At 63.4% G+C, this 24696-nt stretch carries 20 protein-coding genes; 12 read left to right on the top strand and 8 right to left on the bottom strand.

Annotated features, from left to right (window positions below; all coding sequences use genetic code 11):
- Window position 1 precedes the first annotated feature (1 nt).
- Complete coding sequence (locus EAH73_RS03015) at window positions 2-562, bottom strand: adenylate kinase (protein ID WP_140464997.1); 561 nt, start codon at window positions 560-562, stop codon at window positions 2-4.
- Window positions 563-659: 97 nt separating this feature from the next.
- Between EAH73_RS03015 and EAH73_RS03010 the strand changes: the two genes are divergently transcribed.
- The 8 genes from EAH73_RS03010 to EAH73_RS02975 all read left to right on the top strand — a co-directional run bounded on the left by EAH73_RS03010 (window position 660) and on the right by EAH73_RS02975 (window position 8988).
- Entirely contained in the window at window positions 660-2411 is a 1752-nt protein-coding gene (locus tag EAH73_RS03010; protein WP_140464996.1) for an OstA-like protein, read from the top strand.
- Window positions 2412-2530: 119 nt separating this feature from the next.
- The gene (locus tag EAH73_RS03005) at window positions 2531-3370 is read left to right on the top strand and encodes an outer membrane protein assembly factor BamD (protein ID WP_140464995.1); all 840 of its coding nucleotides are present in this window, start codon (window positions 2531-2533) and stop codon (window positions 3368-3370) included.
- A gap of 122 nt (window positions 3371-3492) precedes the next feature.
- Complete coding sequence (locus EAH73_RS03000; RefSeq protein ID WP_240047116.1) at window positions 3493-3840, top strand: DNA-directed RNA polymerase subunit omega; 348 nt, start codon at window positions 3493-3495, stop codon at window positions 3838-3840.
- Between the two features lie 12 nt (window positions 3841-3852).
- Entirely contained in the window at window positions 3853-4434 is a 582-nt protein-coding gene (locus EAH73_RS02995) for a flavoprotein (RefSeq protein ID WP_317129370.1), read from the top strand.
- A 184-nt stretch (window positions 4435-4618) separates the two neighbouring features.
- Window positions 4619-5275 (top strand): phosphopantothenoylcysteine decarboxylase, encoded by a 657-nt coding sequence (locus tag EAH73_RS02990; protein WP_140464994.1) that lies wholly within the window; start codon window positions 4619-4621, stop codon window positions 5273-5275.
- 11 nt (window positions 5276-5286) lie between these two features.
- Window positions 5287-6207 (top strand): DUF4835 family protein, encoded by a 921-nt coding sequence (locus EAH73_RS02985; RefSeq protein WP_140464993.1) that lies wholly within the window; start codon window positions 5287-5289, stop codon window positions 6205-6207.
- A 145-nt stretch (window positions 6208-6352) separates the two neighbouring features.
- Entirely contained in the window at window positions 6353-8026 is a 1674-nt protein-coding gene (gene recN, locus EAH73_RS02980; RefSeq protein WP_140464992.1) for a DNA repair protein RecN, read from the top strand.
- A 140-nt stretch (window positions 8027-8166) separates the two neighbouring features.
- Window positions 8167-8988: an enoyl-ACP reductase gene (locus EAH73_RS02975; protein WP_140464991.1), complete on the top strand. Its 822-nt coding sequence runs from the start codon at window positions 8167-8169 to the stop codon at window positions 8986-8988.
- 214 nt (window positions 8989-9202) lie between these two features.
- Here the strand turns inward: EAH73_RS02975 and EAH73_RS02970 are convergent, their stop codons facing one another.
- From EAH73_RS02970 to EAH73_RS02955, 4 genes are all read right to left on the bottom strand, one after another.
- Window positions 9203-10141, bottom strand: a complete 939-nt coding sequence (locus EAH73_RS02970) for a D-2-hydroxyacid dehydrogenase (protein WP_140464990.1) — start codon at window positions 10139-10141, stop codon at window positions 9203-9205.
- Between the two features lie 234 nt (window positions 10142-10375).
- A complete protein-coding gene (locus EAH73_RS02965) occupies window positions 10376-13630 on the bottom strand; it encodes an efflux RND transporter permease subunit (protein ID WP_140464989.1) in 3255 nt (1084 codons plus the stop codon).
- A 100-nt stretch (window positions 13631-13730) separates the two neighbouring features.
- Entirely contained in the window at window positions 13731-14894 is a 1164-nt protein-coding gene (locus tag EAH73_RS02960; protein ID WP_140464988.1) for an efflux RND transporter periplasmic adaptor subunit, read from the bottom strand.
- Window positions 14895-14912: 18 nt separating this feature from the next.
- Window positions 14913-16292 carry a TolC family protein gene (locus tag EAH73_RS02955; protein ID WP_140464987.1) on the bottom strand — a complete coding sequence of 460 codons (1380 nt, stop codon included), beginning with the start codon at window positions 16290-16292 and terminating at the stop codon, window positions 14913-14915.
- 250 nt (window positions 16293-16542) lie between these two features.
- Here EAH73_RS02955 and EAH73_RS02950 point away from each other — a divergent pair, with 250 nt between their 5' ends.
- From EAH73_RS02950 to EAH73_RS02940, 3 genes are all read left to right on the top strand, one after another.
- Window positions 16543-18141, top strand: coding sequence for a M28 family metallopeptidase (locus EAH73_RS02950; protein WP_240047115.1), 1599 nt, complete (start codon window positions 16543-16545; stop codon window positions 18139-18141).
- A gap of 127 nt (window positions 18142-18268) precedes the next feature.
- The gene (locus EAH73_RS02945) at window positions 18269-18976 is read left to right on the top strand and encodes a hypothetical protein (RefSeq protein WP_140464986.1); all 708 of its coding nucleotides are present in this window, start codon (window positions 18269-18271) and stop codon (window positions 18974-18976) included.
- A gap of 183 nt (window positions 18977-19159) precedes the next feature.
- Window positions 19160-20545 (top strand): MFS transporter, encoded by a 1386-nt coding sequence (locus EAH73_RS02940; protein ID WP_140464985.1) that lies wholly within the window; start codon window positions 19160-19162, stop codon window positions 20543-20545.
- A gap of 80 nt (window positions 20546-20625) precedes the next feature.
- Here EAH73_RS02940 and EAH73_RS02935 read toward each other — a convergent pair whose 3' ends face one another.
- The 3 genes from EAH73_RS02935 to EAH73_RS02925 form a co-directional block, all read right to left on the bottom strand.
- Complete coding sequence (locus tag EAH73_RS02935) at window positions 20626-21093, bottom strand: Spy/CpxP family protein refolding chaperone (protein ID WP_140464984.1); 468 nt, start codon at window positions 21091-21093, stop codon at window positions 20626-20628.
- Between the two features lie 84 nt (window positions 21094-21177).
- The gene (locus EAH73_RS02930) at window positions 21178-21588 is read right to left on the bottom strand and encodes a hypothetical protein (protein WP_140464983.1); all 411 of its coding nucleotides are present in this window, start codon (window positions 21586-21588) and stop codon (window positions 21178-21180) included.
- Between the two features lie 217 nt (window positions 21589-21805).
- A complete protein-coding gene (locus EAH73_RS02925; protein ID WP_140464982.1) occupies window positions 21806-23350 on the bottom strand; it encodes a hypothetical protein in 1545 nt (514 codons plus the stop codon).
- A 168-nt stretch (window positions 23351-23518) separates the two neighbouring features.
- Here EAH73_RS02925 and EAH73_RS02920 point away from each other — a divergent pair, with 168 nt between their 5' ends.
- Window positions 23519-24685 (top strand): 2-isopropylmalate synthase, encoded by a 1167-nt coding sequence (locus EAH73_RS02920; RefSeq protein ID WP_140464981.1) that lies wholly within the window; start codon window positions 23519-23521, stop codon window positions 24683-24685.
- Window positions 24686-24696: the final 11 nt, after the last annotated feature.

The raw sequence follows: 24696 nt of genomic DNA, 5'->3' as shown, positions 1-24696 counted from the left end.
ATCAGTGTAAGCCCAGACGGGCCATTTTGGCCTGCACCGCCGCCAGCCGCTCGGCCACCGTGAGGTCGCCGCGCAGCGCCAGCACCGGGCAGGCGAAGCGGCCGAGCCAAGCCGTGTGGTTGGCCAGGGTGCGGCTGCCGCCGCAGGAGCCGTTGTCATAGCCAGCGGCCCAGGTCAGGAAGGCTTCGGATTGGGCGGCGCGGGTGGGGTCGGTGGTAATAACGTCGCCGTAGCGGGCATGTTCGCGCTGCCGCAGGCGGTGCAGGCGCAAGGCCGGCGGCAGCCACAGAAACACGGCCAAGTCGAGCGCCGCCAGCTGCTGCTCGCCCCAGGGGCCCCAGCCCAGCAGCGAGCCGCCCAGCACCCAGCGGGGGCCCTGCGCCAAGTCGTGGGCCAGCAGGGCGTTGCGCTCGCCCTCGGGCCGCCGCACGGTAAAGGGCACGACGGAGGGCCCCCAGAAGTAATCGTCGCTGTCGAAGTACGGTACCCCCAGGGCCGCCCCCAGCGCCGTGCCCAGCGTGGTGGCGCCCGCCCCGGAGGCCCCGAAGAGATGGATTTTCATAGCGGCAGTGAACGACTAACCTGAACCAGGGCCCCAGGGCACTAAGCCGCAAAGATGCGCGTTAGGCCCCGCCGGCCGCCGTACCTTTGCCCGTTAGATGCCCCGCTTCCGCTTTTTTATCCTGCTCTTGCTGCTGCTGCCGGCCTTGGCCTGGGCCCAGCGGCCCGGTGCCGCACCCCGCCCGGGGGGCCAGCCCGCCAAGGGCACGCCTGTGTCGCTGCTGCCCGGCGCTGGCTTGCTGGTGGGCGTGACGACGCCCGAAGGCGTGAAAATCCGCAAGGTGCTGGGCAACGTGGGCTTTAAGCAGGGCGACACGTTTCTGTACTGCGACTCGGCCTATCAGTACATCGACCGCAACGAGATTGAGGCGTTCAGCAACGTGCGCGTTATCCAGAATGATACCGTGACCATTACCGGCGACAAGGGTTACTACAACGGCAACCTGCGCACGGCCCGCATGGTGGGCAACGTGGTGATGCGCGACCCGCGCATGACCCTGACCACGCCCACGCTCAACTACGACCTGAACCGCAAAACGGCCACCTACCTCGAAACCGGCCACCTCACCGACCCGCAAAATACGCTCGACAGCCAGCAGGGTTTTTACGACACTAATAGCAAAGTCTTCGTCTTCAAGCGCGACGTGCGCCTGGTGTCCATCGATGCCAAAAACGAGCGCACCGACCTCAACAACGATACGCTGACCTACAACACCATCAGCAAGATAGCTTACTTTGACGGGCCTACCCGCATCCGGGGCCAGCAGGGCAACCTGTACGCTGAGAAGGGCAACTATAACACCGTCACGCGGGTGTCGAACTTCCAGAAAAGCGCTAAAATCGACACGCCGAACTACCTGCTCGGCGGCGACCGGCTGGTGTACGACGAGGGCCGGCTCTACGGCGAGGCGGCGGGGCACGTCACGCTCGTTTCCAAGAAGGACAACATCACGCTGCGCGGCGACTTTGGCCGGCACTGGCGCGGGCTGGGGCGCACCAAACTGTACGGCGGCCGGCCGGTGGTACGCAATATTTCGGGCAAAGACACCCTGTACATGGCCGCCGACACGCTGCTGAGCGTGGAAAGCCGCCCCGGCACGCCCAACGTGCGCCAGGTGCTGTACGCCTACCCCAAGGCCCGGATTTTCAAGGCCAACCTGCAGGGGCGCTGCGATTCGCTGACCTATGACCGCCAGGACAGCATCATTTACCTGAACCGCGACCCGGTGCTGTGGCAGGGCCACACCCAGATGGTAGCCGACTCGATGCAAATTCGGCAGAAGCGCGGCAAAATTGACCAGATGCGGCTGTACGCCAACTCGTTCGTCATCAACCAAGACACGCTAATGAACTTCAACCAGATGAAGGGCCGCAACATTATGGCCTATTTCCGCGGGGGCCAGATTGGGCGCATCGACGTGCTGGGCAACGCCGAAAGCATCGCCTACGCCCTCGACGGCGACACCGTGGTAACAGGCATGAACAAGGGCGTGTCGGCCACGATGACGCTGCGCTTTGCCAACAACAAGCTGCAAAAAATCACGATGTTGGCCAACCCCGACGCCAACTTCATCCCGCCGCACGAAATAAAGGAGCCCGATACGCGCCTCAAGGGCTACCGCTGGCGCGACGACGAGCGGCCCACCCGCCGCCAGGTGCTGGGCAAGCAGTTCGATGACCGCCCGCCCCGCCGCAAGCCCGCTGCCAAAAAAACGCCCGCCCGCCCCAAGCGTCCGGCCAAAAAAACCACCCGCGGGGCCCCCAGCGCCAATTCGCGCAAGCCCCCCGCCGCCAAATCCGCCACCGGGGGCCCCAAGCCTGCCCCCGCCAAGCCCGCCGCCCGGCCCTGAATGCAACCCTTGGGGCCCCAGCGGCGGTCTAGCCCAAAGCCAGTGGCCTGCTGCCCCCGGCTCGGGGGCCCAGCGGCCGTTTCCGGTTTGTGATTGCCATCGTACCTTTGTTGTTACTTATGCCATTTTCCCGCTTAACGCTCGTTTTCTTCTGCCTGGCCGCGCTGCTGCTGGGGGCCTGCAACCCTGGCTACCAGAAGCTGCTCAAAAGCGGCGACGTGAATAAAAAGTACGAGGCCGCCATCCGCTACTACGACGCGGGCGACTACTTCCGCGCCGGCACCTTGCTCGAAGACCTGATTCCGCTGCTCAAGGGCCGCCCCGAGGCCGAGAAGGCCCAGTTCTACTTCGCCAACACCAACTTTAAGCAGCGCAACTACGTGCTGGGGGCTTACTACTTCAAGCAGTTCACCGATACGTATCCCAACTCGGAGTACACCGAGGAGGCTTCGTTCATGCACGCCAAGTCGCTGTTCCGCGACTCGCCGGGCTTCGAATTAGACCAGACCAACACCACGTCGGCGCTTGAAGTCATCCAGGACTTTATCAACCGCTACCCCGAAAGCAAATTCCGGCCGGAAACGGAAAGCATGTCGCAGGAACTGCAGAAGAAGCTGGAAAGCAAGGCATTCAGCTCGGCTGAGCTGTATTATAAGCTGCGCTACAACCAGGCGGCCGTGACGGCGATGGGTGTGTTTGAGCAAAACTACCCGGCCTCGCCGTTCATCGACCAGGCCGATTTTCTGCGCCTGAGCGCCCAGTACGCTTGGGCCAAGGAAAGCATAGAGTCAAAGCAGCGCGAACGGTTTCTTGACGCCGTGGCGTTCTACCAGCACTACATCGATACCTTCCCGCAGAGCAAAAACCTCAAGCTGGCCCAGGCCATGTACGACGACAGCCGCGCCGAGCTGGAGCGGCTAAAAAGTATTCCCGGGGCCGAGGCCGCCGCGGCCAAGTAATGCGTTAAATGGTTTTATTGTTGCCTTGTTGATTGCTGGCCAGAAATTAACCACCAGTAACTCAATAATAAAACCAGTTGACAATCAGATCATTCAATAATAAAACAATTAATTAAATGCCCATGAAACCCGCTCCCAACGCCGTATCCAGCTCCATCGTGACGCGCAACATGGCCGATTTCAGCATCGAAAGCGGCAACGTGTACGAAGCCATTTCCGTCATCTCGAAGCGCGCCAACCAACTCTCAATCAAGCTGAAGGAAGAGCTGAACGACCGCCTGGCCGAGTTCGCCTCTACCGTCGACAACCTGGAGGAAGTGTTCGAGAACCGCGAGCAAATCGAGGTATCGAAGCAATACGAGCGCATGCCCAAGCCCACCAGCCTCGCCATCGAGGAGTTCCTGGACGGCAAGCTGCACTACACCACCCCCGCCCCGGTGGAAGTGCCCCTGGCCCGCGAGCTGTTCTAAGCCTTGCCGGTAGTGCCGCCCGCTTCGTTGCCCTCGTCGCCGCTGGCGGGCCGCCGCCTGCTGCTGGGCGTGAGCGGCAGCATTGCCGCCTACAAAGCCGCTGCCCTTACGCGGCTGCTGGTGCAGGCCGGGGCCGAGGTGCAGGTCATCCTCACCGAAGCCGCCGCCGCTTTCGTCACGCCCCTCACGCTGGGTACCCTCTCCAAAAAGCCCGTCTTGACGGGCTTTTTGCGTGATGCGGCGTCCGGGCAGTGGCACAACCACGTCGAGCTGGGGCTGTGGGCCGATGCGCTGCTTATTGCGCCGGCCAGCGCCAATACCATTGGCCAGCTGGCCAATGGCTTGTGTCCTAATTTGCTGAGCGCGGTGTACTTGTCGGCCCGCTGCCCGGTGTTTCTGGCCCCGGCCATGGACCTGGACATGTACGCTCACCCGGCCGTGACGCAGAATCTGGCGCGCCTGCGCAGCTTCGGCAACCACGTGTTCGACTCGCCCAGCGGTGAGCTGGCCAGCGGCCTCGTGGGCCCCGGCCGCATGCTGGAGCCCGAGCAGATCGTGGCCGAATTAGCAGCGTTTTTTAGTCAGCTTGGCTGAATGGCTTTTGGGATGGGGGTGACCCAACCTGCGGCGGTCCGGCGAATTGCCCGAAGGGCTTCGTCGGGCCACTCTAGAGATTGAACAGGGGCCCCGGGCCGTAGTAAGAGTGGCCCGACAGAGCCCTTCGGGCAATTCGCCGGATCACCGCGTTGCCAGCTACTACTAATTGTCAACTGAAAAAATGCGCGTCCTGATTACCGCCGGCCCCACCTACGAACCCCTGGACCCGGTGCGGTTTATCGGCAACCGCTCGACGGGCAAGATGGGCTACGCGCTGGCGGCGGCGTTTGCGGCGGCGGGGGCCCAGGTGGACCTCATCAGCGGGCCCAGCGCCTTGCCCGCGCCGGCCCACCCGGCCGTGCAGCTCACGCGCGTAGAAACTGCCGCCGAGATGTATGCCGCCGCCGCCGCTGGGGCCCCCACGGCCGACGTGTGGGTGTTTGCCGCCGCGGTGGCCGACTACCGGCCCGCCCAGGTGGCCGCCGAAAAGATTAAGAAAGCCGGCGACACCCTGACCCTGGAGCTGGTGAAGAACGTGGACATTGCCGCCACGCTCGGCCAAACCAAGCGGGCTGAACAATTTGCCGTCGGTTTTGCGTTGGAGACGACGAACGAGCTGGCCCACGCCCAGGGCAAGCTGCACCGCAAAAACTTCGACCTCGTGGTGCTGAATTCACTGCGCGACGCCGGCGCCGGGTTTGGCCACGACACCAACAAGGTGAGCGTGCTGGACCGCGCCGGCCAGGTGGTTACCTTTGAGTTGATGGCCAAAACCGACCTGGCCACTGAGTTGGTACGGCTGGTGTTTGCCCGCCGGACTGATCGTATAAATATTTGATTGATAAGAAAATGCGTAAGATTTGGGCCCTGCTGCCGCTGCTGCTATTGTTGCTGGGGGCCCCCGCCCGGGCCCAGGAGCTGAACTGCACCGTGGAGGTATCCATCGGGCCCAGCGTAGTGATTACCGACCAGAGCATTGTGGCCAATATGCAGCGCGACATCTCGGCGTTCCTCAACACGCGCACCTGGACGAGCACCACGTACCAGGAAAAAGAGCGCATCAAGTGCCGCATGTTCGTGGTGATTACGGGCGGCGCGGCCCCGGCGTACCAAGCCACGATGCGGCTGCTCTCGACCCGCCCGATTTACGGCACGGGTTACGAAACCAACGTCGTCAGCATCGTCGACAAGAGCTTCAACTTCAACTACCCGCCGCCCAACTCGCTCGATTTTTCACCCAACAGTTTCGTTTCCAACCTCTCGTCGCTGCTGGGTTTCTACGCCAATATTATCATCGGGCTTGACCGTGATACGTTCAGCAAGCTCGGGGGCACGCAGTACTTTGAAAACGCCCGGCTGATTATGACGTACTCGGCCTCGCAAAGCAGCAGCGAGGGCCAGGACCCGAGCTGGACCAACGGCGGGGGCCTGCGCAGCCGCTACCAGCTCCTCACCAACCTTACCGACCCGCAGCTGGAGGCCTTCCGCACCGGCTCCTACGCCTACTACCGGCAGGGCATGGACATCTTCATCGAGAAACCCGAGGAGGCGCGCGCGGCCGTGCTGGGGGCCCTAACCGGCATCAACGCGGCGGCGTCGCTACGGGTGAGCGAGCCCATTTTTCGGTATTTCTTCGACGCGAAATCGGATGAAATCGCCAACATCTTCCGCACCAGCTCCGACCAGAACCAGAAGCAACAACTGGTAACGATGCTGGTCAACATCGACGCGACCAACGCGCAGAAGTACCAAGCCATCCTTAATCGCTGATTATGCAGATTAACCGTGATTTCGCTGCTTAGCAACGATTAAAATCAGCGAAATCACGGTTAGTCAGTTAAAATCAGTGATTCTAATCGGTGAAATCTGCGATTGAGTCAGCGAAATCCAGTCTAATCTGCATAATCTGCGACCTATGTTAGTCGATTTACGCATTCAGAATTACGCCCTGATTGAGTCGTTGGAGTTGCGCCCATCGCCGCTGCTCAACATCATCACGGGCGAAACGGGGGCCGGCAAATCCATCATGCTGGGGGCCATTGGGCTGCTGCTGGGCAACCGGGCCGACGGCAAATTGCTGTTCGACACGGCGCGCAAGTGCGTGATTGAGGGGCAGTTTGACATTGCCAGCTACCAGCTGCAAGATATTTTTGAGGCCGAGGACCTGGACTACGACGCGCAGTGCATCTTGCGGCGCGAAATCAGCCCCACGGGCAAGTCGCGGGCCTTTGTGAACGACACGCCGGTGACGCTGGAGGCCCTGCGGAAAATCGGGGCCAACCTGATGGACATCCACTCGCAGCACGACACGCTGCTGCTCGGCGACACCGTGTTTCAGCTCAATTTGCTCGACCTCTACGCCGGGCTGGTGCCGCAGCGCACGCACTACAGCAACGCCTTCCGGCAGTACCGCAAGCTGGAGGCCGAGCTAAAAACCCTGGAGGACCAGTCGAACCAGGCCAATGCGCAGCTCGATTACAACAGCTTTTTGCTGAATGAGTTGGAAGAGGCCAGCCTCGACAACGAAGACCAGGAAGCCTTGGAGCAAGAGGTGAAGCAGCTTGAGCACGCCGAGGAAATTAAGTACAAGCTGAGCCAGGCCCTGCACGGGCTGCGCGACAGCGAGAGCTGCGCCACCGGCACCATGAAGGACGCCTCGACGCTGCTGGGCCAGGTTTCGAGCTACTCCGACAACTTCCGCGAGCTGCGCCAGCGCCTGGAAAGCTGCCTGATTGAGCTGCACGACATTGCCGACGAGGTGGAAACCGCCGAGCGCCGCACCGAGGGCGACCCTGCCCGCGCCGAGGAATTGCAGGAGCGCCTGAACGTGCTCTACACCTTGCAGCGCAAGCACACGGTGCGCGACCTGGGGGCCCTAATTGCCGTGCGCGACGAGCTGCGCCAGAAAGTAGGCAACGTGCTCAACCTCGACAAGCAAATCAGCAAGGTGCGCAAGGACGTGGAGGCGGCCCTGACCTCGGTGACCAAGCAGGCGGCCAAGCTCTCGGAGAGCCGGCGCAAGTCGTTCCCGCGCTTCGAGCAGGAGCTGCGCAACTTGGTGGCCGACCTGGGCATGCCCAACGCCCGCATCGTGGTGGACCACCGCGCCGGGGCCCCCAGCGCCAGTGGTACCGACGTGGTGAACATCCTCTTCACGGCCAACAAGGGGGCCCAGCCCCAGACGCTGAGCAAGGCCGCTTCGGGCGGCGAGTTCTCGCGCTTGATGCTGTGCGTGAAGTACATGCTGGCCGATAAGACGGCGTTGCCCACGATTGTATTCGACGAAATCGACACCGGCATCAGCGGGGAAATTGCCGTGAAGGTGGGCCGCATGATGCAGCAAATGGCACGCAAGCACCAGTTGGTGGCCATTTCGCACCTGCCGCAGATGGCCGCGGCCGGCGATGCCCACTACTTCGTGTACAAGGAAGACCGCGCCGACCGCACCGTGAGCCGCATCCGCCAGCTCGGCGAGGAGGACCGCATCCGGGAAATTGCCCACATGATTGCCGGCGCCAAGCCCAGCGCCAACGCCCTGCAAAGCGCCCGCGAGCTGCTGGCGCTGCGCGGCGAGGCCGTGGCGGGGTAGGGCCCCGGGGGCCAATGGCTGCGTTGGTGAATGAGTGAATGAAAAGGTAAGTGGCTAACTTGCCGCCCTGAACCGGATGGCGAACGAAAAAGCCGGGTTGCTTTCTCATTCACTCATCCACCCATTCACTCATTCACGCAATGTCCAACAACCTGCTCGCCGGCAAAGTCGGCATCATCTCCGGCGCCCTCAACGAGAAATCCATTGCCTGGAAAGTGGCCCAGCGCGCCCACGCCGAGGGTGCCCGCTTCGTGCTCACCAACGCCCCGCTGGCCATGCGCATGGGCGAAATCAACAAGCTGAGCGAGGAGTGCAACGCCCCCATCATTCCGGCCGATGCCACGTCGGTGGAGGATTTGGAAAAGCTCTTCACAGGGGCCCAGGAGCAGCTCGGCGGCAAGCTCGACTTCATGCTCCACTCCATCGGCATGAGCCCCAACATCCGCAAGGGTAAGAACTACGGCGAGCTGAACTACCAGTGGTTCCAGCAAACCATCGACATTTCGGCCCTCTCGTTCCACAAAATGCTGGCCGTGGCCGAGAAGCAGGATGCATTCAACGAGTGGGGCAGCGTGGTGGCTCTCAGCTACATCGCCGCCCAGCGCGCCTTCCTCGACTACACCGATATGACGCAGGCCAAGGCCATGCTCGAGAGCATTGCCCGCAGCTACGGCCAGCGCCTGGGCAAGCTCAAGAAAGTGCGCGTCAATACCGTGTCGCAGTCGCCCACCAAAACCACGGCCGGCGCCGGCATCAGCGGCTTCGACGCTTTCTATGAGTTTGCCGATAAAATGTCGCCGCTGGGCAACGCCCCCGCCGAGGCCTGCGCCGACTATTGCATCTCGCTGTTTTCGGACCTCACCCGCTACGTAACCATGCAAAACCTGATGCACGACGGCGGCTTCAGCACTACCGGCATCTCGCAGGAAATGGCCGATTTGATGGAAAAAGCCAACAGCTAATTGCCCGTTGGGGCCCCACAAAAAAGCCCGGCCGTAACTGGCCGGGCTTTTTTGTGGGGCCCCAACCGCATTTTTGCCGGCAACGATTCCGGAGAAAAGGACTAGTTTTGGTCACGAGCGCCGCTTAATTCCAGGCCAGCTCACCCGCCGCTCAGAAAGAGTGGGAGCTATTTCTGAACAGCGTCATGCTCACGCTCTCAGTTTTTGAAACGCCTTAATAGCCGCGCGCCAAGTCCACCAGGTTCTCCAGGGGCTCGCCGGCCTGGAAATGGGCCAGGTTGGCGAGGAACGTATCCACCTTGCCTTCGTCTTCCAGGGGCTGGCCGCCGGCGGTGTGCTGGGTAAGGAGCACGTTGGGCAAGGCCCAAAGGGGGCTGGCGGCGGGTAGCGGCTCGGTGGCCGTCACGTCGAGCACGGCGCCGCCGAGGCGGCCGGCCTGCAGGGCCCCCAGGAGGGCGGGCTCGTCGGTGGTGTTGCCGCGGCCCACGCTGGCGTAGATGCTGCCCGGGCGCAGGGCCCCCACGAGGTCGGCCGAGAAGAAGCCGTCGGCGCTGCCGGGCAGGGTGTTGATGACGATATCGGCTTCCGGCAAGGCGGCCTTCAGTTCGTCCACGGAGTGCAGCTCGGCACTGGGGCTGGTGCGGGCCAGCAGCTGCACCGGGCACCCGAAGCCGCTGAGCTGCTGGCGGATGGCCAGCGCAATGGCCCCCGCCCCGAGGATAATTACCCGCTTGCCGCGCAGCAGGCCGGCGCGGTTGCGCACGAAGGCCCCGCCCACCCAGCGCTTCTCGGCCTGGAACACCGCTAGCTCGGGCAGGTGGCGGTACAGGGCCAGAAGGCCGGCCACCATGGTTTCGGCACAGGGCCAGGCAAAAAAGTCGCCCATGTTGGCCACCGGTACGCCTAGCTGCACGCCGCGGTAGCGCTCAAACCCGGCCGAATCAATCTGCCAGAATCGCAGGCCCGCCGGGGCACCGGCGGCCAGCCAGGCGGGCGGCACGTTGCCCAGCACCGCCTCGGCCTGCTGGAAGGCTGCTGCTTGCTGCTCGGCCGGCACGTCGGCATTGTAGGTAACGGTGTGGCCCGCTGGCAGGTGTTGGTGCAGGTAGGTGCGGGCGGCGGGGCTGAGGGGCGAATAGATGAAGAGGCGCATGGGTAAAAATGAATAGAACCGAAAAAAAGTAGTGGCTGAACGGGGTGATCCAGCGAATTGCCCGAAGAGTTTCGTTGGGCCACTCTTACTATAATCTGGGGCCCCTGTGCAATTATCAGCGTGGCCCGATGACTGAAAAGCCACCAGAACACCTCGTTTTGGATTGCCGCTAAAAAAGAACGTCGTGCCCGGAAGACCGTTGCACGACGTTCGACTGCTTATTAAGCGGGGAGGCTAAGCCGGGGCAACAGTGCCTTCGGCCGGGGCCCCGCCGTCCTTGGCAGCGGTATCCTGGGGCGTTTGGTCGTCCTTTTTAGGGCCCCCGTGCTCTTCATCGGGCTTGTAGTTTTTCTCCATCTCGGCCAGCTTTTCCTTGCCGTAGGCGAAGCGCGTGATGATGACGTAGAGCACCGGCACGATGAAAATGGCCAGGCCCGTGGCCGCCAGCATCCCGCCCAGCACCGTCCAGCCCAGGGTCTGGCGGCTTTGGGCGCCCGCGCCCGAGGCAAACACCAGCGGCAAAATGCCCAGGATGAAGGCCAGCGACGTCATGATGATGGGGCGCAGGCGGAGGCGCACGGCCTCCAGGGTGGCCTGCACCAGCGGCATGCCGCGGTCCACGCGCTCCTTGGCAAACTCGATGATCAGGATGGCGTTCTTCGCCGAAAGGCCAATCAGCGTGATCATACCGATTTGGGCGTACACGTTATTGGTGAGCTTGGGCAGGAAAAACAGCGCCAGGATGGCCCCGAAGATGCCCACCGGCACGGCCAGCAGCACCGAGAACGGCACCGACCAGCTCTCGTAGAGGGCAGCCAGGAACAGGAATACGAAGATGATGGACAGCGCGAAGATGTAAATCGTCTGGCCGCCGGCCAGCAATTCTTCGCGGCTCAGGCCCGAAAACTCGTAGCCGTAGCCCTGCGCCATGTTCTGGGCCGCCGCCTCTTGCAGGGCCTTAATGGCGTCGCCGGAGCTATAGCCCGGGGCCGGGTTGCCGTTGATTTCGGCCGAGCGGAACAGGTTGTAGTGCGAAATGAGCGGCGCGGTTTCCTGGCGCTTGTAGGTGGTGAGGGTGCTGAGGGGCACCATGCCACCGGCGGAGTTGCGCACGTAGTACTTGCCGAGGTTGGCAATGTCGGCGCGGTAGTTGGAATCGGCCTGCGCCACCACCCGGAACGTGCGGCCGTAGAGCGTGAAGTCGTTGATGTAGGCACTGCCCAGGTACGTGCGCAGGGCCCCCCCGATGTCGGCAATCGACACGCCCAGCTTCTTGGCTTTTTCGCGGTCAATGTCGAGCTTGTAGCCCGGCGTGCTGGCCGTGAAGAAAGAGAAGCCCGACGCAATTTCGGGCCGCTGGCGGATGGTGGCCAGAAATTTTTGCAGGTTGGCGTCGAAGGTCTGGATGTCGCCGCCGGCCTCGCGCTCTTGGAAAATGAACGAGAAGCCGCCCGTGTTGCCCAGGCCCGGGATGGCGGGCGGCGAAATAACCACGGTGGTGGCCTCCTTGAAGCGGGCCATGCGCTGCTGCACGGTGGCCATCAGGCCCTGCAGCTGCAGGGTTTTTTCCTTGCGGTCTTCCCAGGGCTTGAGCTGGCAGAAAATGGTGCCCGAGTTGGATTTTGAGGAGAAGTTTACCGCGTTTAGGCCCCCCAGGGCGGCGTAGTGCGCGATGCCCTCAGTTTTGCTCAGCTCCTTCATCATTTCCTGGAGCGTGGCCACGGTGCGGCCTGTGGAGGCGCCTTCGGGCAGGTTGAAGGTGATGATGATGCGGCCCTCGTCTTCGGTGGGCAGGAAGCCGCTGGGCTTGCTGCGGAACAGCAGCCCGGCCCCCGCCACGATGCACACCAGGATAATGACCACGAAGCGCGAGTGCTTAATGCCACTCGCCACGCCGTTGCCGTACTTCTCGGTCACGCGCCCAAACCAGTTGTTAAACTTGAAAAACAGCTTGTTGAGGCCCGTCGAGCTTTCGTCGCGCTTGGTGGGCTTCAGCAGCAGCACGCACAGGGCGGGCGTGAGCGAAAGGGCTACGAAGGCCGAAATCAGCACCGAAATGGCGATGGTAATGGCAAACTGCTGGTACAGGCGCCCCGTGATGCCCGGGATAAAGCCCACCGGCACGAACACCGCCGCCAGAATCAGGGCAATGGCGATAACCGGGGCCGAAATCTCGCGCATGGCCTCCAGCGTGGCGTCGAGCACGTTCATATTGCGCTCGTTCATGTTGTGCTCCACGGCTTCCACCACCACAATGGCATCGTCCACCACGATGCCGATGGCTAGCACGAAGCCAAAGAGCGTCAACGTATTAATGGTGAAGCCCAGCGGAATGAAGAACGTGAACGTGCCGACGATGGACACCGGAATGGCGATGACTGGGATGAGCGTGGAGCGCCAGTTCTGAAGGAATAGGAACACCACTACCACTACCAGCAGCAGGGCCTCAGCCAGCGTTTCCACCACTTCCTTGATGGATACTTTCACCACGCTCGCGGCCTCGAAGGGCACGATGTAGTTGAGGTCGGCGGGGAACTGCTTTTTGAGCTGGTCCATGGTGGCCAGCACGTTGTCGTAGGTTTCGAGTGCGTTGGCGCCGGGGGCCTGGTACACGAGCAGGTAGGCGGCGCGCTTGCCGTCCACAAACGAGTTGTTGGCGTAGTTGAACTTGCCCAGCTCCAGGCGGGCCACGTCCTTGAGGTAGACCAGTTGGCCGTTTTGCGGGTTGGTTTTGACGATGACGTTGCCGAACTGCTCCAGCGTGACGAGGCGGCCCTGCACCGTCACGATGTATTCAAACGGCTGGCCCTTCTCGGCCGGTGGGGCCCCAATGGAGCCGGCGGCAATCTGGGCGTTCTGCTCGGAAAGGGCAGCCGAAATATCGCCGGCCGTGATGCCCAGCTGGGCCAGCTTGTCGGGCTTCAGCCACAGGCGCATCGAGAAGTCGTCGGCCCGCGACACGATATCGCCCACGCCCTTGGTGCGCAGCAGGGCGTCCTTGATGAATACGTTGGCGTAGTTGTCGAGGAAGGTGGTGTTGTGCGAGCCCTTGGGCGCGTACATGGCCACCAGCATCAGGATGCTCGGGTTCCGTTTGCGCACCGTCAGGCCCAGGCGCTGCACGTCCTGCGGCAGGGTGGGCAGGGCAATGCCCACGCGGTTCTGCACGTCGAGGGCGGCAATGTTGATGTCGGTGCCCACCTCGAAGTTCACCGTCATGCTCATCTGCCCGTTGCTGGTGCTGTTACTCTGCAGGTAGGTCATGCCGGGCGTGCCGTTCACCTGCACCTCCACGGGCGTGGCCACGGTCTGCTCCACGGTCTGGGCGTCGGCCCCGATGTAGCTGCCGGTAACGGACACCGTGGGGGGCGTAATTTCGGGGTACTGCCCGATGGGCAGGCTGCGCATGGCCAGCAAGCCCACGAGCACAATCACCAGCGAGGCGACGATGGCCAGGACGGGCCGGCGAATAAAGGTTTCTGCAATCATTGCGTTGGAGCTGTTAGCTGGTAGCTGTTAGCCGATGGCTTTACAAAAGCCAGCCGAGTAGAGCCAATAGCCAACAGCCATCAGCTAACAGCTAAGTAAATTACTTGGCCGCGGGGGCCCCGGCGGGGCCCCCGGCCGGTGCCACGGCAGCCCCCGGGGCACTCACCTTGATTTTGGCACCGTCGCGCAGCTTCTGCACGCCTTCGGTCACAATTTTGTCGCCCGCGGCAATGCCCTTCAGGATTACTACCTGGTCGACGAGCCGGGGCCCCAGCTGCACCTTGCGCTGCTTGGCGCTATCGCCGGCGGCCACGTACACGAAGTTTTCGCCCATCTGCTCCACAATGGCTTTGTAGGGAATCACCAGGCGGTTGCCCGATTCCTTGTTGAGCACTTTGATAACGCCGCTCAGGCCGTCCTTAAGGCGGCGGTCGGGGTTGGCAAACTCCACCCGCACCGTGATGGTGCCGGTCTGGGCGTTCACGCCGCGGTCGATGGCCCGGATTTTACCCGGCTGGCCGTAGGGCTGGCCGTTGGGCAGCACAAAGCGGATGGTAGAATCACCCGCGCCGCCGGCCCGGTTTTGCAACGCCGTGAAGCGGGGGATGTCCGTTTCCGTCACCACAAAGTCCACCCCAATCGGGGTTTCACTCGAAATCGTATTCAGCACCGTGGTGCCCGCGCTCACCTGCGTGCCTAGCCGCACCTGTGAGATGCCGATGCGCCCCGCAAACGGGGCCGTGATGGTGGCAAAGCTCAGGTTGGTGCGGGCAATGTTGACGGCGGCCTGGGCCGCGGCCACCTGGCTGCCAGCGGTAGCGGCGGTGGTGGTGGCGTTTTCGGCCAGCTGGCGGGCCACGGCGTCTTGCTGGAGCAGGCGCTGGTAGCGGGCCTGGTTCACGGTGGCGTTTTGGGCCGAGGCGCGGGCGCTGCTCAGGTTGGCCAGGGCCTGCTGGTAAGCCGATTCGTACTGGCGCTTGTCAATTTCGTAAAGCGCCTTGCCCTTGGGCACCAGGTCGCCCTCCTTGAAGAGAAGGGCCGTGACGAAGCCCGTAACCTGGGCGCGCAGCTCCACGCTGTTTAGGGCCACGACGGTGGCGGGAAACTCGTCGTAGTAAATGGCGTCGGTAGTACGGGCATCCACCACGCTCACCGGGGTGGGCGGCGGGGCGGCGTTCTTCTTGGCGTCGTCGTCTTTTTTGCCGCATGCAGCGCCGGCCACAAGGCCCAAGGTGCAGCACAAGGCCAGGTATTTAGTGTTCATCGAGCGAAAGCGGAGGGATTAATAATTGGTGGGCAGGGCCCCCAGCGCGCGCTGTAGCTCCACCTTGTAGCTCAGCACCTGAAACAGGGCGCTGTAATAATTTAGCTGCGAGGTGCGCAGCGTGGTTTGGGCCACCAGCAGGTCGAGGTAAGCTTTGATGCCCTCGCGGTACTGCAAGTCAACCACCTTGTACACTTCCTTGGACAGCTCCAGGTTGCGCTTGCCCACCAGGTAGTCGTTGAAGTAGCCCTTGTAGTTGGCCAAGGCCGCCGCGTACTCCGAGCTGATCTGGTTGCGGGCGTAGAGCACGTCCTGATCGATGCGCTGGTCCTGGATGCGGGCCTTGCGCAGGTTTTGGGTGCGGCGGAAGCCCGTGAATAAAGGCAGGCCCAGCTGCACGCCAGCGTAGGAGTTGGGGAAGCGCATGTTGTACTGGTCGCTCACGTTATTGGCCTGGTACACCGAGTTGTAGTTGCCAAAAGCCGAGAGCGAGGGCAGGAAGCCCAGCCGGTAGTAGTCGATGGTGAGGCCCTGCAACGACTTCTGGGTGAGCACCTGCTGGTACTCGATGCGGCGGGCGGGGTCCAGCGGCTCCAGCGTGTCCACCACCGCGTCGCGCTCCAGGCTGAGCGTGTCGTACTGCAGCTGCAAGGGCCGCTCGGCCGAAATGCCCATCAGCTGCTGCAGGTTGGCGGTGTTGGCCTTGATGGCCTCCTGGGCCTGCTTGCGGCCGGCCAGCGAGTTGTTCAGCGAAATTTCGGCCTGCAAGTAGTCCGTCTTATCCACAATGCCGGCGTCGTAGCGGGCTTTGGCGTCGCGCAGGTTGCGCTGCAAGCGCAAGATGTCCTCCCGGTACACATCGAGCTGCCGCTGCGAGAGCAGCACCGTGTAGAACGCCTTGCTCACGTCCGACACCGTGCTGATGGTCGTGTTCACGGTGTTCTGGCCGGCGGCCAGCCGCGTGAAGCGGGCGCTGCGGGCGGCCAGGTTCACGTCGTTGTTATAAATAACCTGGGTGCCCGAGAGGCCCAGCGTCGTCACGTTTTTCACGCCCAGCTGGCGCGGGGTGCTGATGCCCGTGGTGGGGTCAGGAAACACGGTGAAAGGCAGCCCGAAGTAGTGCTGCGCCGTGCCCGTGGCCCCCACCTGGGGCAGCCAGCCCGAAAGCGAGATGCGGATATCGGCCTCGTTGCTCACCTCGTCGAGGCGGGCCTGGCGCACCAGCGGCTGGTTCACCAGGGCGTAGTGCAGGCACTCGGGCAGGGTGAGGGGCCCTGCGGGAGCGGGCGGGGGGGGCGTAGTGGCCGTTTGGGCCCCCACCAGCCCTGGCCACAAAAGGCACGCGAGCAGGGCAAATAGCTGGCCTTGTACGCGCACCGCGTTGGTTACAATACTCATAGGGGGACACAACCCGTTTGGTCAGCAAAAGTTATCCGGGCTAAGACGCATTTTATGCGCTGGGGTTGCTTGCCACCCGCGGCCGGGGCCCTGCCACGATGCAATAGACCCATAGTAATCAATAGCTTAATGTATTGATAACAATTGTCTGGCGGTGGCAATACGCTGCCCGGGGCCCCGGCGGCCGTGCAACCCGCCCCGGCCGGGGGTGTCGTTAGGGGCTTTTTCCCCTCACCTTAAAACCTGCCCTTTGCCTACTTCTTCGCTGCACAAACTGCTGCCGCTGGCCAGCCTCCTGGCCCTGGCCGCTGCGCCCGCCTGGGCCCAAACGCCCGAAAAAACCGACGCCGCCGCCCTGGCCAAGATCAAGGACGAGGGCATGAACCGCTCCAAAGTGATGGAAACGGCCTTTTACCTTACCGACGTGTGCGGCCCGCGCCTGGCCGGCTCCGAGGGCCTGGCCCGCGCCAACGCCTGGACGCAGAAAAAGCTGGCCGAGTATGGCCTGGCCAACGCCGCCGTGGAGCCCTGGGGCGACTTCGGCCGCGGCTGGGACATTGATAAGAGCTACGTGGCCATGACCAAGCCCTACTACCACGCCATGATCGGCGTGCCCAAGGCCTGGACGCCCAGCACCCCCGGCGGGGCCCTGCGCAAGCAAGTAGTGGTGGTGCGCGCCACCACCGAAGCCGACCTGGCCAAGTACAAAGGCCAGCTGCGCGACAAAATCGTGCTGCTGCCCGTGGCCAACCCGCCCCAGCCCAACTTCGAGCCCGACGCCAAGCGCCTCAGCGCCGAAGACCTCCAGAAGCTGGCCGACGCCCCCGCCACGGCCCCCACCACGGCCGCCAACCGCCCCGTGGAGCCCGCCACCGCCGAGCGCATGGCCGCGCTGAAAACGGCCCGCGAGCTGCGTGCTAAAATGGCCGACATGCTGATTGCCGAGGGCGCCGCCGCCGTACTCAGCCCCGGCCGCGGCACCGACGGCACCGTGTTCACCACCAACGGGGCCCCCTACGCCGCCGACGCCAAGCCTGTGCTGCCCGAGCTGGAAATGTCGAGCGAAGATCAGCTCCGCCTCATCCGCCTCGCCGAGGCCGGCATTCCGGTGGAAGTGGAGATGGAAACCAAAACCCGCTTCCAAACCCAGGACCTGAAGGGCTACAACGTGGTGGCCGAAATCCCGGGCACCGACCGCAAGCTGAAAAGCGAAGTGGTAATGCTCGGCGGCCACCTTGATTCGTGGCATTCGGCCACCGGCGCCACCGACAACGCCGCCGGCTGCGCCGTGATGATGGAGGCCGTCCGCATTCTCAAGGCCAGTGGCCTGAAGCCGCGCCGCACCATCCGCATTGCCCTGTGGGGCGAGGAGGAGGAGGGCCTGCACGGCTCGCGCAACTACGTGAAGAACCACTTTGCCGACCCCGCCACCATGCAGCTCAAGCCCGACCACGAGAAGCTGGCCGGCTACTTCAACCTCGACAACGGGGCCGGCAAAATCCGCGGCATTTATGCCCAGGGCAACGAGGCCGTGAAGCCCATCTTCACCACTTGGCTCGCGCCGTTTGCCGACATGGGCGCCACCACCGTGACGCTGCGCAACACCGGCAGCACCGACCACGTGGCCTTCGACGCCGTGGGCCTGCCCGGCTTCCAGTTCATCCAGGACGGCCTCGACTACTTCGCCCGCACCCACCACTCCAACCAGGACACCTACGACCGCCTCGTGGCCGACGACCTCAAGCAGGCCTCGGTGGTGGTGGCTTCGTTTGTGTACAACACCGCCATGCGCGACCAGAAGCTGCCCCGCAAGCCCATGCCGGCCCCCACGCCGCCCCGGGCCCAGTAAAGGCGCCTTTTCAGCCAACGCACATGCTTCTAAGGATAAATTAATTCGGGCTTAAGGCCGGGCTTACCTGCCCAGCGGAGGTTTGCAGCACAGTAAGTTTTTACTGCGTTGCAAACCTCCTTTTTTTATGTCTACTGAAATCCAAAACCCCGCTATAAAACCCGCCAAGCCCGCCGCCAACGCCGAGGGCCCCGCCAAGCCTGGCCACGACAAGCCCAAAAAGCCCGGGCAGGACGACAAGTCCAAAAAGCCCGACCCCAAGGCCGAAAAACCCAAGCCGAAGCTGCACCCGCTGCACACCTATGCCGGCACCGTAGGCACCTACGGGGCCAACCCCGACGGCGTGTACGACCGCTTCGAGCTGGCCACCGCCGAGGGCCCCCGCGCCGTGAAATTCCCACCCCACTTCGGCGAGGCGCTGCACGCTGCTGCGCAGCCCGGCCAAGCGGTGCAGGTGCTGGCCTTCCCGCACACCACGCCCAAGGGCGACGAGCACCTGCACCTGGCCAGCCTCGATGCCGATGGCCGCACCCTGCGCCCCCAGCCCGCCGGGGCCCCCGCCGATGCCGTGTCACTGCACGGCCTGGTAACTGAGCTGCTGCTCGACCCCAAAGGCCACCTGCGCGCCGTGCGCCTCGAAGGCGAAGCCGCTGAACTGCGCTTCCCGCCGCACCTGGGCCAGCAATTGGCTGATTACTTGGTGGTAGGCACGGCCGTGCAGGCCAGCGCCGTGCGCCGCGCCGACCGCCCCGGCGAGGTGCGTTCCCCCGGGGCCCCCGCGCCCCTGCAGCTCGAACTGCTGACGGTGGCCGGCGAGTCGTTCCTGGTGCGCTAAGCTTCGGCGCTGCCGCCGGTGGCGCCATCTTTTTTCTTCGCAACGGGCCATTCTGCGTGCTTTTCGGCGGCGGAATGGCCTTTTGCTGCACGCCATCAGCCGTAGTTAAAGCACGGCCGTATGCACGGGCAATTCGTCAATCTCAAGCCCCTGGCTTCCCACCCAACCCGCTGGCCCACCCCTATGCCTCCCCCCGAAAATCTGGCGGCCCCCGCCGCCGCTGAGACAGCTCCCGCCGAAAACGCCGCGCCCGACCTCGCCGACGACCCCAAGGGCGGCAGCATCCGGGCGCTGCGGGTGCTCAACTTCTTCATTGCCGACGTGCAAAACGGCATGGGGCCCTACATGGCGCTGTTTCTGCAATCGAGCGCGGGCTGGGGCCCCGCCCAAATCGGCTCGGCCCTGGCCGCGGGCAACATCGCCCAGGTGCTGGCCCAAACCCCCGCCGGGGCCCTCATCGACCGCCTGCGCCAGAAGCGCAACTTGCTGCTGATCGGTATTGCGCTGATTGCCATGGCCGTGCTGGCCACCGCTTTTTTCACCACCCGGCCCGTGGTGATGGGCGGGCAGGCGCTGATTGGCGTGGCGGGCGCGGTGTTTCCGCCGTGCCTGGCCGCCATTGCCCTGGGCCTCGTTGGTCGCCAGCGCTTCGACCAGACGCAGGGCACCAACCAGGCCTTCAACGCGGCCGGCAACATGTTTGCCGCTCTGGCCCTGGGCGCGGTGGGCTACTACTTCAACCTGCGCTGGATGTTTTACCTCGTGGGGGCCCTGTGCGCGGGTGCCGTGCTGTGCGTGCTGCGCATCAACAACGACGACATCGACTTCGACCTGGCCCGCGGCGCCGACCCAAAAGGTGCCGGCGCGGACGCTAAAAACGACGATGCCCAAGCAGCCGCCGGGGCCCCCAAGGGTAGCGTGTGGGACGGCGTGCAGGATGTGCTGGCCGGCTTCCGCGACTTGCTGACGCAGAAGCCCGTACTGATTTTTCTGGTGTCGGCGGTCATCTTTCACTTCGCCAACGCCGCCATGGTGCCCCTCGTCACGCAGCTGCTGGCCCGGGGCGTGGGTGCCAAGCAAGCGGTGCTCTACACCTCGGGCTACATGCTGGCCTCGCAGTTGGTGTTCATGGTGGTGGCCGCCGCGAGCGGCAAGCTGGCCGGCAAGCTGGGCCGCAAGCCGCTGTTTCTCTTTGCGTTTGGGGCTCTGACGGCCCGCGGCATACTCTACACCGTGAGCCACGCGCCGGCCGCGCTCATCGCCGTGCAGTGCATGGACGGCCTGGGGGCGGGCATTTTTGGGGTGGTGGGCGTGCTCATCATCGCCGACCTCACCAAGGGCACCGGCCGCTTCAACGCCGCGCAGGGCGCCATTGCCACGGCCCAGGGCCTGGGCGCCTTCCTCAGCAACTCGGTGGCCGGCTACCTGGCCAAAAGCCGCGGCGACAACTTCACCTTCCTCACCCTGGCTGCCATCGCGGCCGTGGGCCTGGCCTTCTTTTGGGTGATGATGCCCGAAACCCGTGACCAAGCCGAATCGTCGGGCCCCGCGCAGCCCGCCGCGGCTTAAGACGTTGCTAAATAGCTGCAAAAAAGCGCCCCTGCTACGTAGCAGGGACGCTTTTTTTAGTGGCAATGGTTGGCTAAAAGCTACTCGGCTTTCACCTTCAGCTTGTCTTTTTTGATTTTCACCTTGCCTTTGGTGTCGGTGCTGTCGCGGCGGGGCCCCATGCCGCGGCCGCCGCGGCCGCGCTGCATCCGTTCGGCCTGCATGGCAGTGTACTTGGTGTACTGGTCGGGCGTGAGCACGGTCTTGAACTGGGCATCGTACTTGGTGCGGCCGGCCATCATCTGGTCGCGCATTTGCTCGCGGGTGGCGGTGCCGCCCTGCATTTGGCCGCGCATGGCCTGCATTTCCTGGTCGCGGGCGGCCATAATCTGCTGCACCTTGTTGGTTTGGTCGGCGCTCAGGCCCAGCTCTTGGGTCATGCGCTCCGACTGGCGAGCGGCCATTTGCTCGGGCGAGGGGCGGCCGCCGGCCGGCGGGGTGGTTTGGGCACTGGCGGCGCCGATGGTGAGTGCGAAAGCGGCCAGCAGCGGAAACATGTACTTTTTCATGGTGGTTTTAACTATAAATAAATTGGGGGAGAAACAGAGAAAATAGGGCCCCCGGCGGGTTGGATTGGCCGGGGGCCCCAAAGCTTAACGGTGGTCGTAGCGGTGGGCGGCGTCCCAGCGGGCGCGCTCCTGGTCGGTCACGCGGTGGTTCTTGGCGTAGCCGTAGTTGTTGCGGCGCTCGGCTTCCCAGCGGGCTTGCTGCGAGGGCGCTACCACGGCCACGGCGGGGCCCCGGTGGTCATCGCGGTGGTCGTCACGACGGTCGTTGCGGTGGGCAGCTTCCCAGCGGGCGCGTTCCTGGGGCGTCACGCGGTGCTTGCGGTCGTAGCCGTAGTTGAAGTCCTTGCTGTTGCGGTCGTCGTAGCGGTTGCCGGGGCCCTGGGCCGGGCGGCGGTCGTCGCGGTCGTGGTTAGCGGCGGGAGCGGGGGCGGCAAAAGCGCTGGTGCTGGCGAGCAAGGCAATGGCGGCGAAGGCGGAGAAAAAGGAGGTTTTCATCGGAGTGGGGGAGGGGGAAAGGTGGGTTGGGAAGGGGAGCATTGGCGGGGCTTGCTATCCGCCCGATTGGCGAAGACCGGAGCAAGCCGTTCGTACCCTACCCTTTGCAAACCTGAATCCACATCGCCCACTTTTCCCGCCGCCTAGACCAACCCCGCCATCCCCTCGACGGGCCCCCGCAAAACCCCGCCCAACCCCGCCAAAGCCGCCCGGGGCCCTAGCGCAGCTTGGCGAACTTGCGCCGCATCACGTCCTGCACCGGCACGCCCGCAATCTTGCTCTCCAGCCACGAAATCAGGTCGAAATACAGGAAAGGCCGCCGGTCGTACGGGTTGGCATAGATGGCCACGAGCTTGTCTTTTAGCTTAATAAACTCCTCCTTGAGCCGGCTGGGCGCAAAATTGCCCACCCGCCGCAAAAACCGGAAAATCTCGACTTGCATCGGCTGCTGGTCGTCCATCTTGCCTAGGAAGTGGTACACCGACCGCACCTGGTACTCCAGGCTGGCGTCGTCGCCGGCCTCGTAGTGCGCCACCAAGTTGAGGATGCGCGCAAAGCACTGCAAATCCTCGCGCAGGCTCAGGTCCTTCTGGTCGATAATCAGGTTCAGGTATTCGATGGCCTTGCGGAACTGCCCGCTGCCGAAGTACAGGCTGGCAATTTTGTAGTAAAAGACCAGCGTGCGGTGCAGATCGAGCTGTGAGCGGTACAGCACCAGGTTTTCCAGCAGCTCCGGCACAATGGCCAGCCCCTCGGTAAAGCGCGCCTCCAGGAAGTAGGCGTTGATGCGGTTGGTGTAGATGTACTGGAACAGCAGCGCCTCGGTGTTGGGGCTGGCCCGCCGCGTCTGGTTGGCCGCAAAGTCCTCCAACTGCTGCAGCACCGCCATGAACTTGCTGTAGTACTGGAGGTTGAAGAGCGTAGCCAGCAGGTTATGCAGCCCCTTTATATACAGCATAGCCTGCGTATCCTTCAGGTGTGGGGCCCCCTCAAACAAATCTACCCACTTCTGGGCGTAGCGGTAGCAGGCCTTAAAATCCTGGTTCAGGGTGTGGTACCACACGTGGGCCTGGTAAAAGTAGAGCTTCTCGAAAAACGTGCTGTCAGGCCCCACTGCCGCCGGCATGTTGGCTTCAAAAAACGCCGTAATCCGCTCGTGGTCTGCTTGGTTGCGGGCGTGCCCCGCCTTGAGGTAGAAGCCGTACAGCCGCAACGCCGCGTTGGACAGCGTGTGCATCCGGGCCAGGTGCGTCACGGTGTCCAAGGCCTCGGTGGCCAGCGTTTCGGCCCGGTCCTTCAGGCTGCGTGTGATATACTGCGACTCGATAAGCTTCTCAAAATCAATGGCCAGCAGCGCTACGTGCGGCAGCTCGGCTTGCTGGGCAGCTACCTTGGTTTTCTCCAGCATCCGCAGGCTCTGCTGATAAAAGCCCTTGTTATACAGCACGCGGGCGTAGTCCAGCTGCTCGTGCAGCTGAATATCGGGGTTCTGGCCGGCGTGGTACACGCGCAGGCTGCTCAGCAGCTGCTTGTACAGGTTGGCCTTAAGGTTGGCCAGCTGGGCTCGCTTCAGGGCCGGCACCTGCGCCACAATGCGGTCCTCGTCGTAGCCGTCCAGCGCGTCGAGGGCGTCAAAAAGTTGGAGGAATTTTAGGCCCTCGCCGGCCCCCGGCCGGTCGGTAAACAGTCGGAAATGCCGCTTTTCGGAGCGTGTGAGCGACTTGATGAGCTGAAAAACTGGGTCGGTGGGCTTATTGGGCATTGTAGCAACGGTTGGGTTAACCGCTTTAATAACAATTAATTAAACCAAAAGAGCGAACGATTGGAAATAGTACAACGCCTAGAAAATAATTTTCGGCGGCGTGCCTAACAACGGTACTTGCAGTGCAATATCCACTTTGTATAGTGCTCCCGCAGGAGCAGCCACACTATGTCGGTCCAAAAAATCCAAATATTCGATACCACGCTCCGCGACGGCGAACAGGTGCCGGGCTGCAAGCTAAACCAAGCCGAGAAGCTCGTCATCGCCCGCCAGCTCGAAGCCCTGGGCGTCGACGTGATTGAGGCCGGCTTCCCCGTGTCGAGCCCCGGCGACTTTGCCGCCGTGGCCGCCATCGCAGCCCAAACCAAAGAAGCAACCGTCTGCGGCCTCACCCGCGCCGTTGAAAACGACATCCGCGTGGCCGCTGAGGCCCTGCGTGGGGCCCGGCGTCCGCGCATCCACACCGGCATCGGCACCTCCGACCTGCACATTTTCCAGAAGCTGCGCACTACCCAAGAAGACGTGCTGGCCCGCGCTGTGGCCGCTGTCAAGCTTTCCAAGAGCTTCGTGGAAGACGTCGAGTTCTACGCCGAGGACGCCGGCCGCACCGACAACGAGTTTCTGGCCCGCGTTTGCGAGGCCGTAATTGCTGCCGGGGCCACCGTGCTTAACATCCCCGACACCACCGGCTACTGCCTGCCCCACGAGTACGGCGCCAAGATTAAGTACCTGTACGAGAACGTGCGCGGCATCGAGCGCGCCATCCTCTCCACGCACTGCCACAACGACCTGGGCCTGGCCACGGCCAACTCCATCGCCGGCGTCACCAACGGGGCCCGGCAAATCGAGTGCACCATCAACGGAGTAGGGGAGCGCGCCGGCAACACGGCCCTGGAGGAAGTGGTGATGATCCTGCGCCAGCACCCCGACCTCGGCCTCAGCACCAACGTGCAAACCCGCCGCCTGGCCGAAACCTCGGCCCTGGTCTCGCACCTGATGAGTATGCCCGTGCAAGCCAACAAGGCCATTGTGGGGGCTAACGCCTTCTCGCACAGCAGCGGCATCCACCAAGACGGCGTGATTAAGTGCCGCGAAACCTACGAAATCATCGACCCCAAAGAAGTGGGTGTCGTCGATTCCAGCATCGTGCTCACTGCCCGCTCGGGCCGCGCCGCCCTGGCCTACCGCCTCCAAAAGCTGGGCTACGACTTCGAGCGCCCGGCCCTCAACGCCGCCTACGCCAGCTTCCTCACGCTCGCCGACCGCAAGCGCGAAGTGGGCGACGAGGACCTGCACGCCCTCGTAGAGCAGGAAAAACTCGTGGCCGCTAACTAAGTCAACACCGT

Source organism: Hymenobacter nivis (assembly GCF_006439025.1).
Classification (GTDB): Bacteria; Bacteroidota; Bacteroidia; order Cytophagales; family Hymenobacteraceae; genus Hymenobacter; species Hymenobacter nivis_A.
Note: the sequence above shows the minus strand (reverse complement) of the source record. Positions and strands in the feature narration are given on the sequence as shown.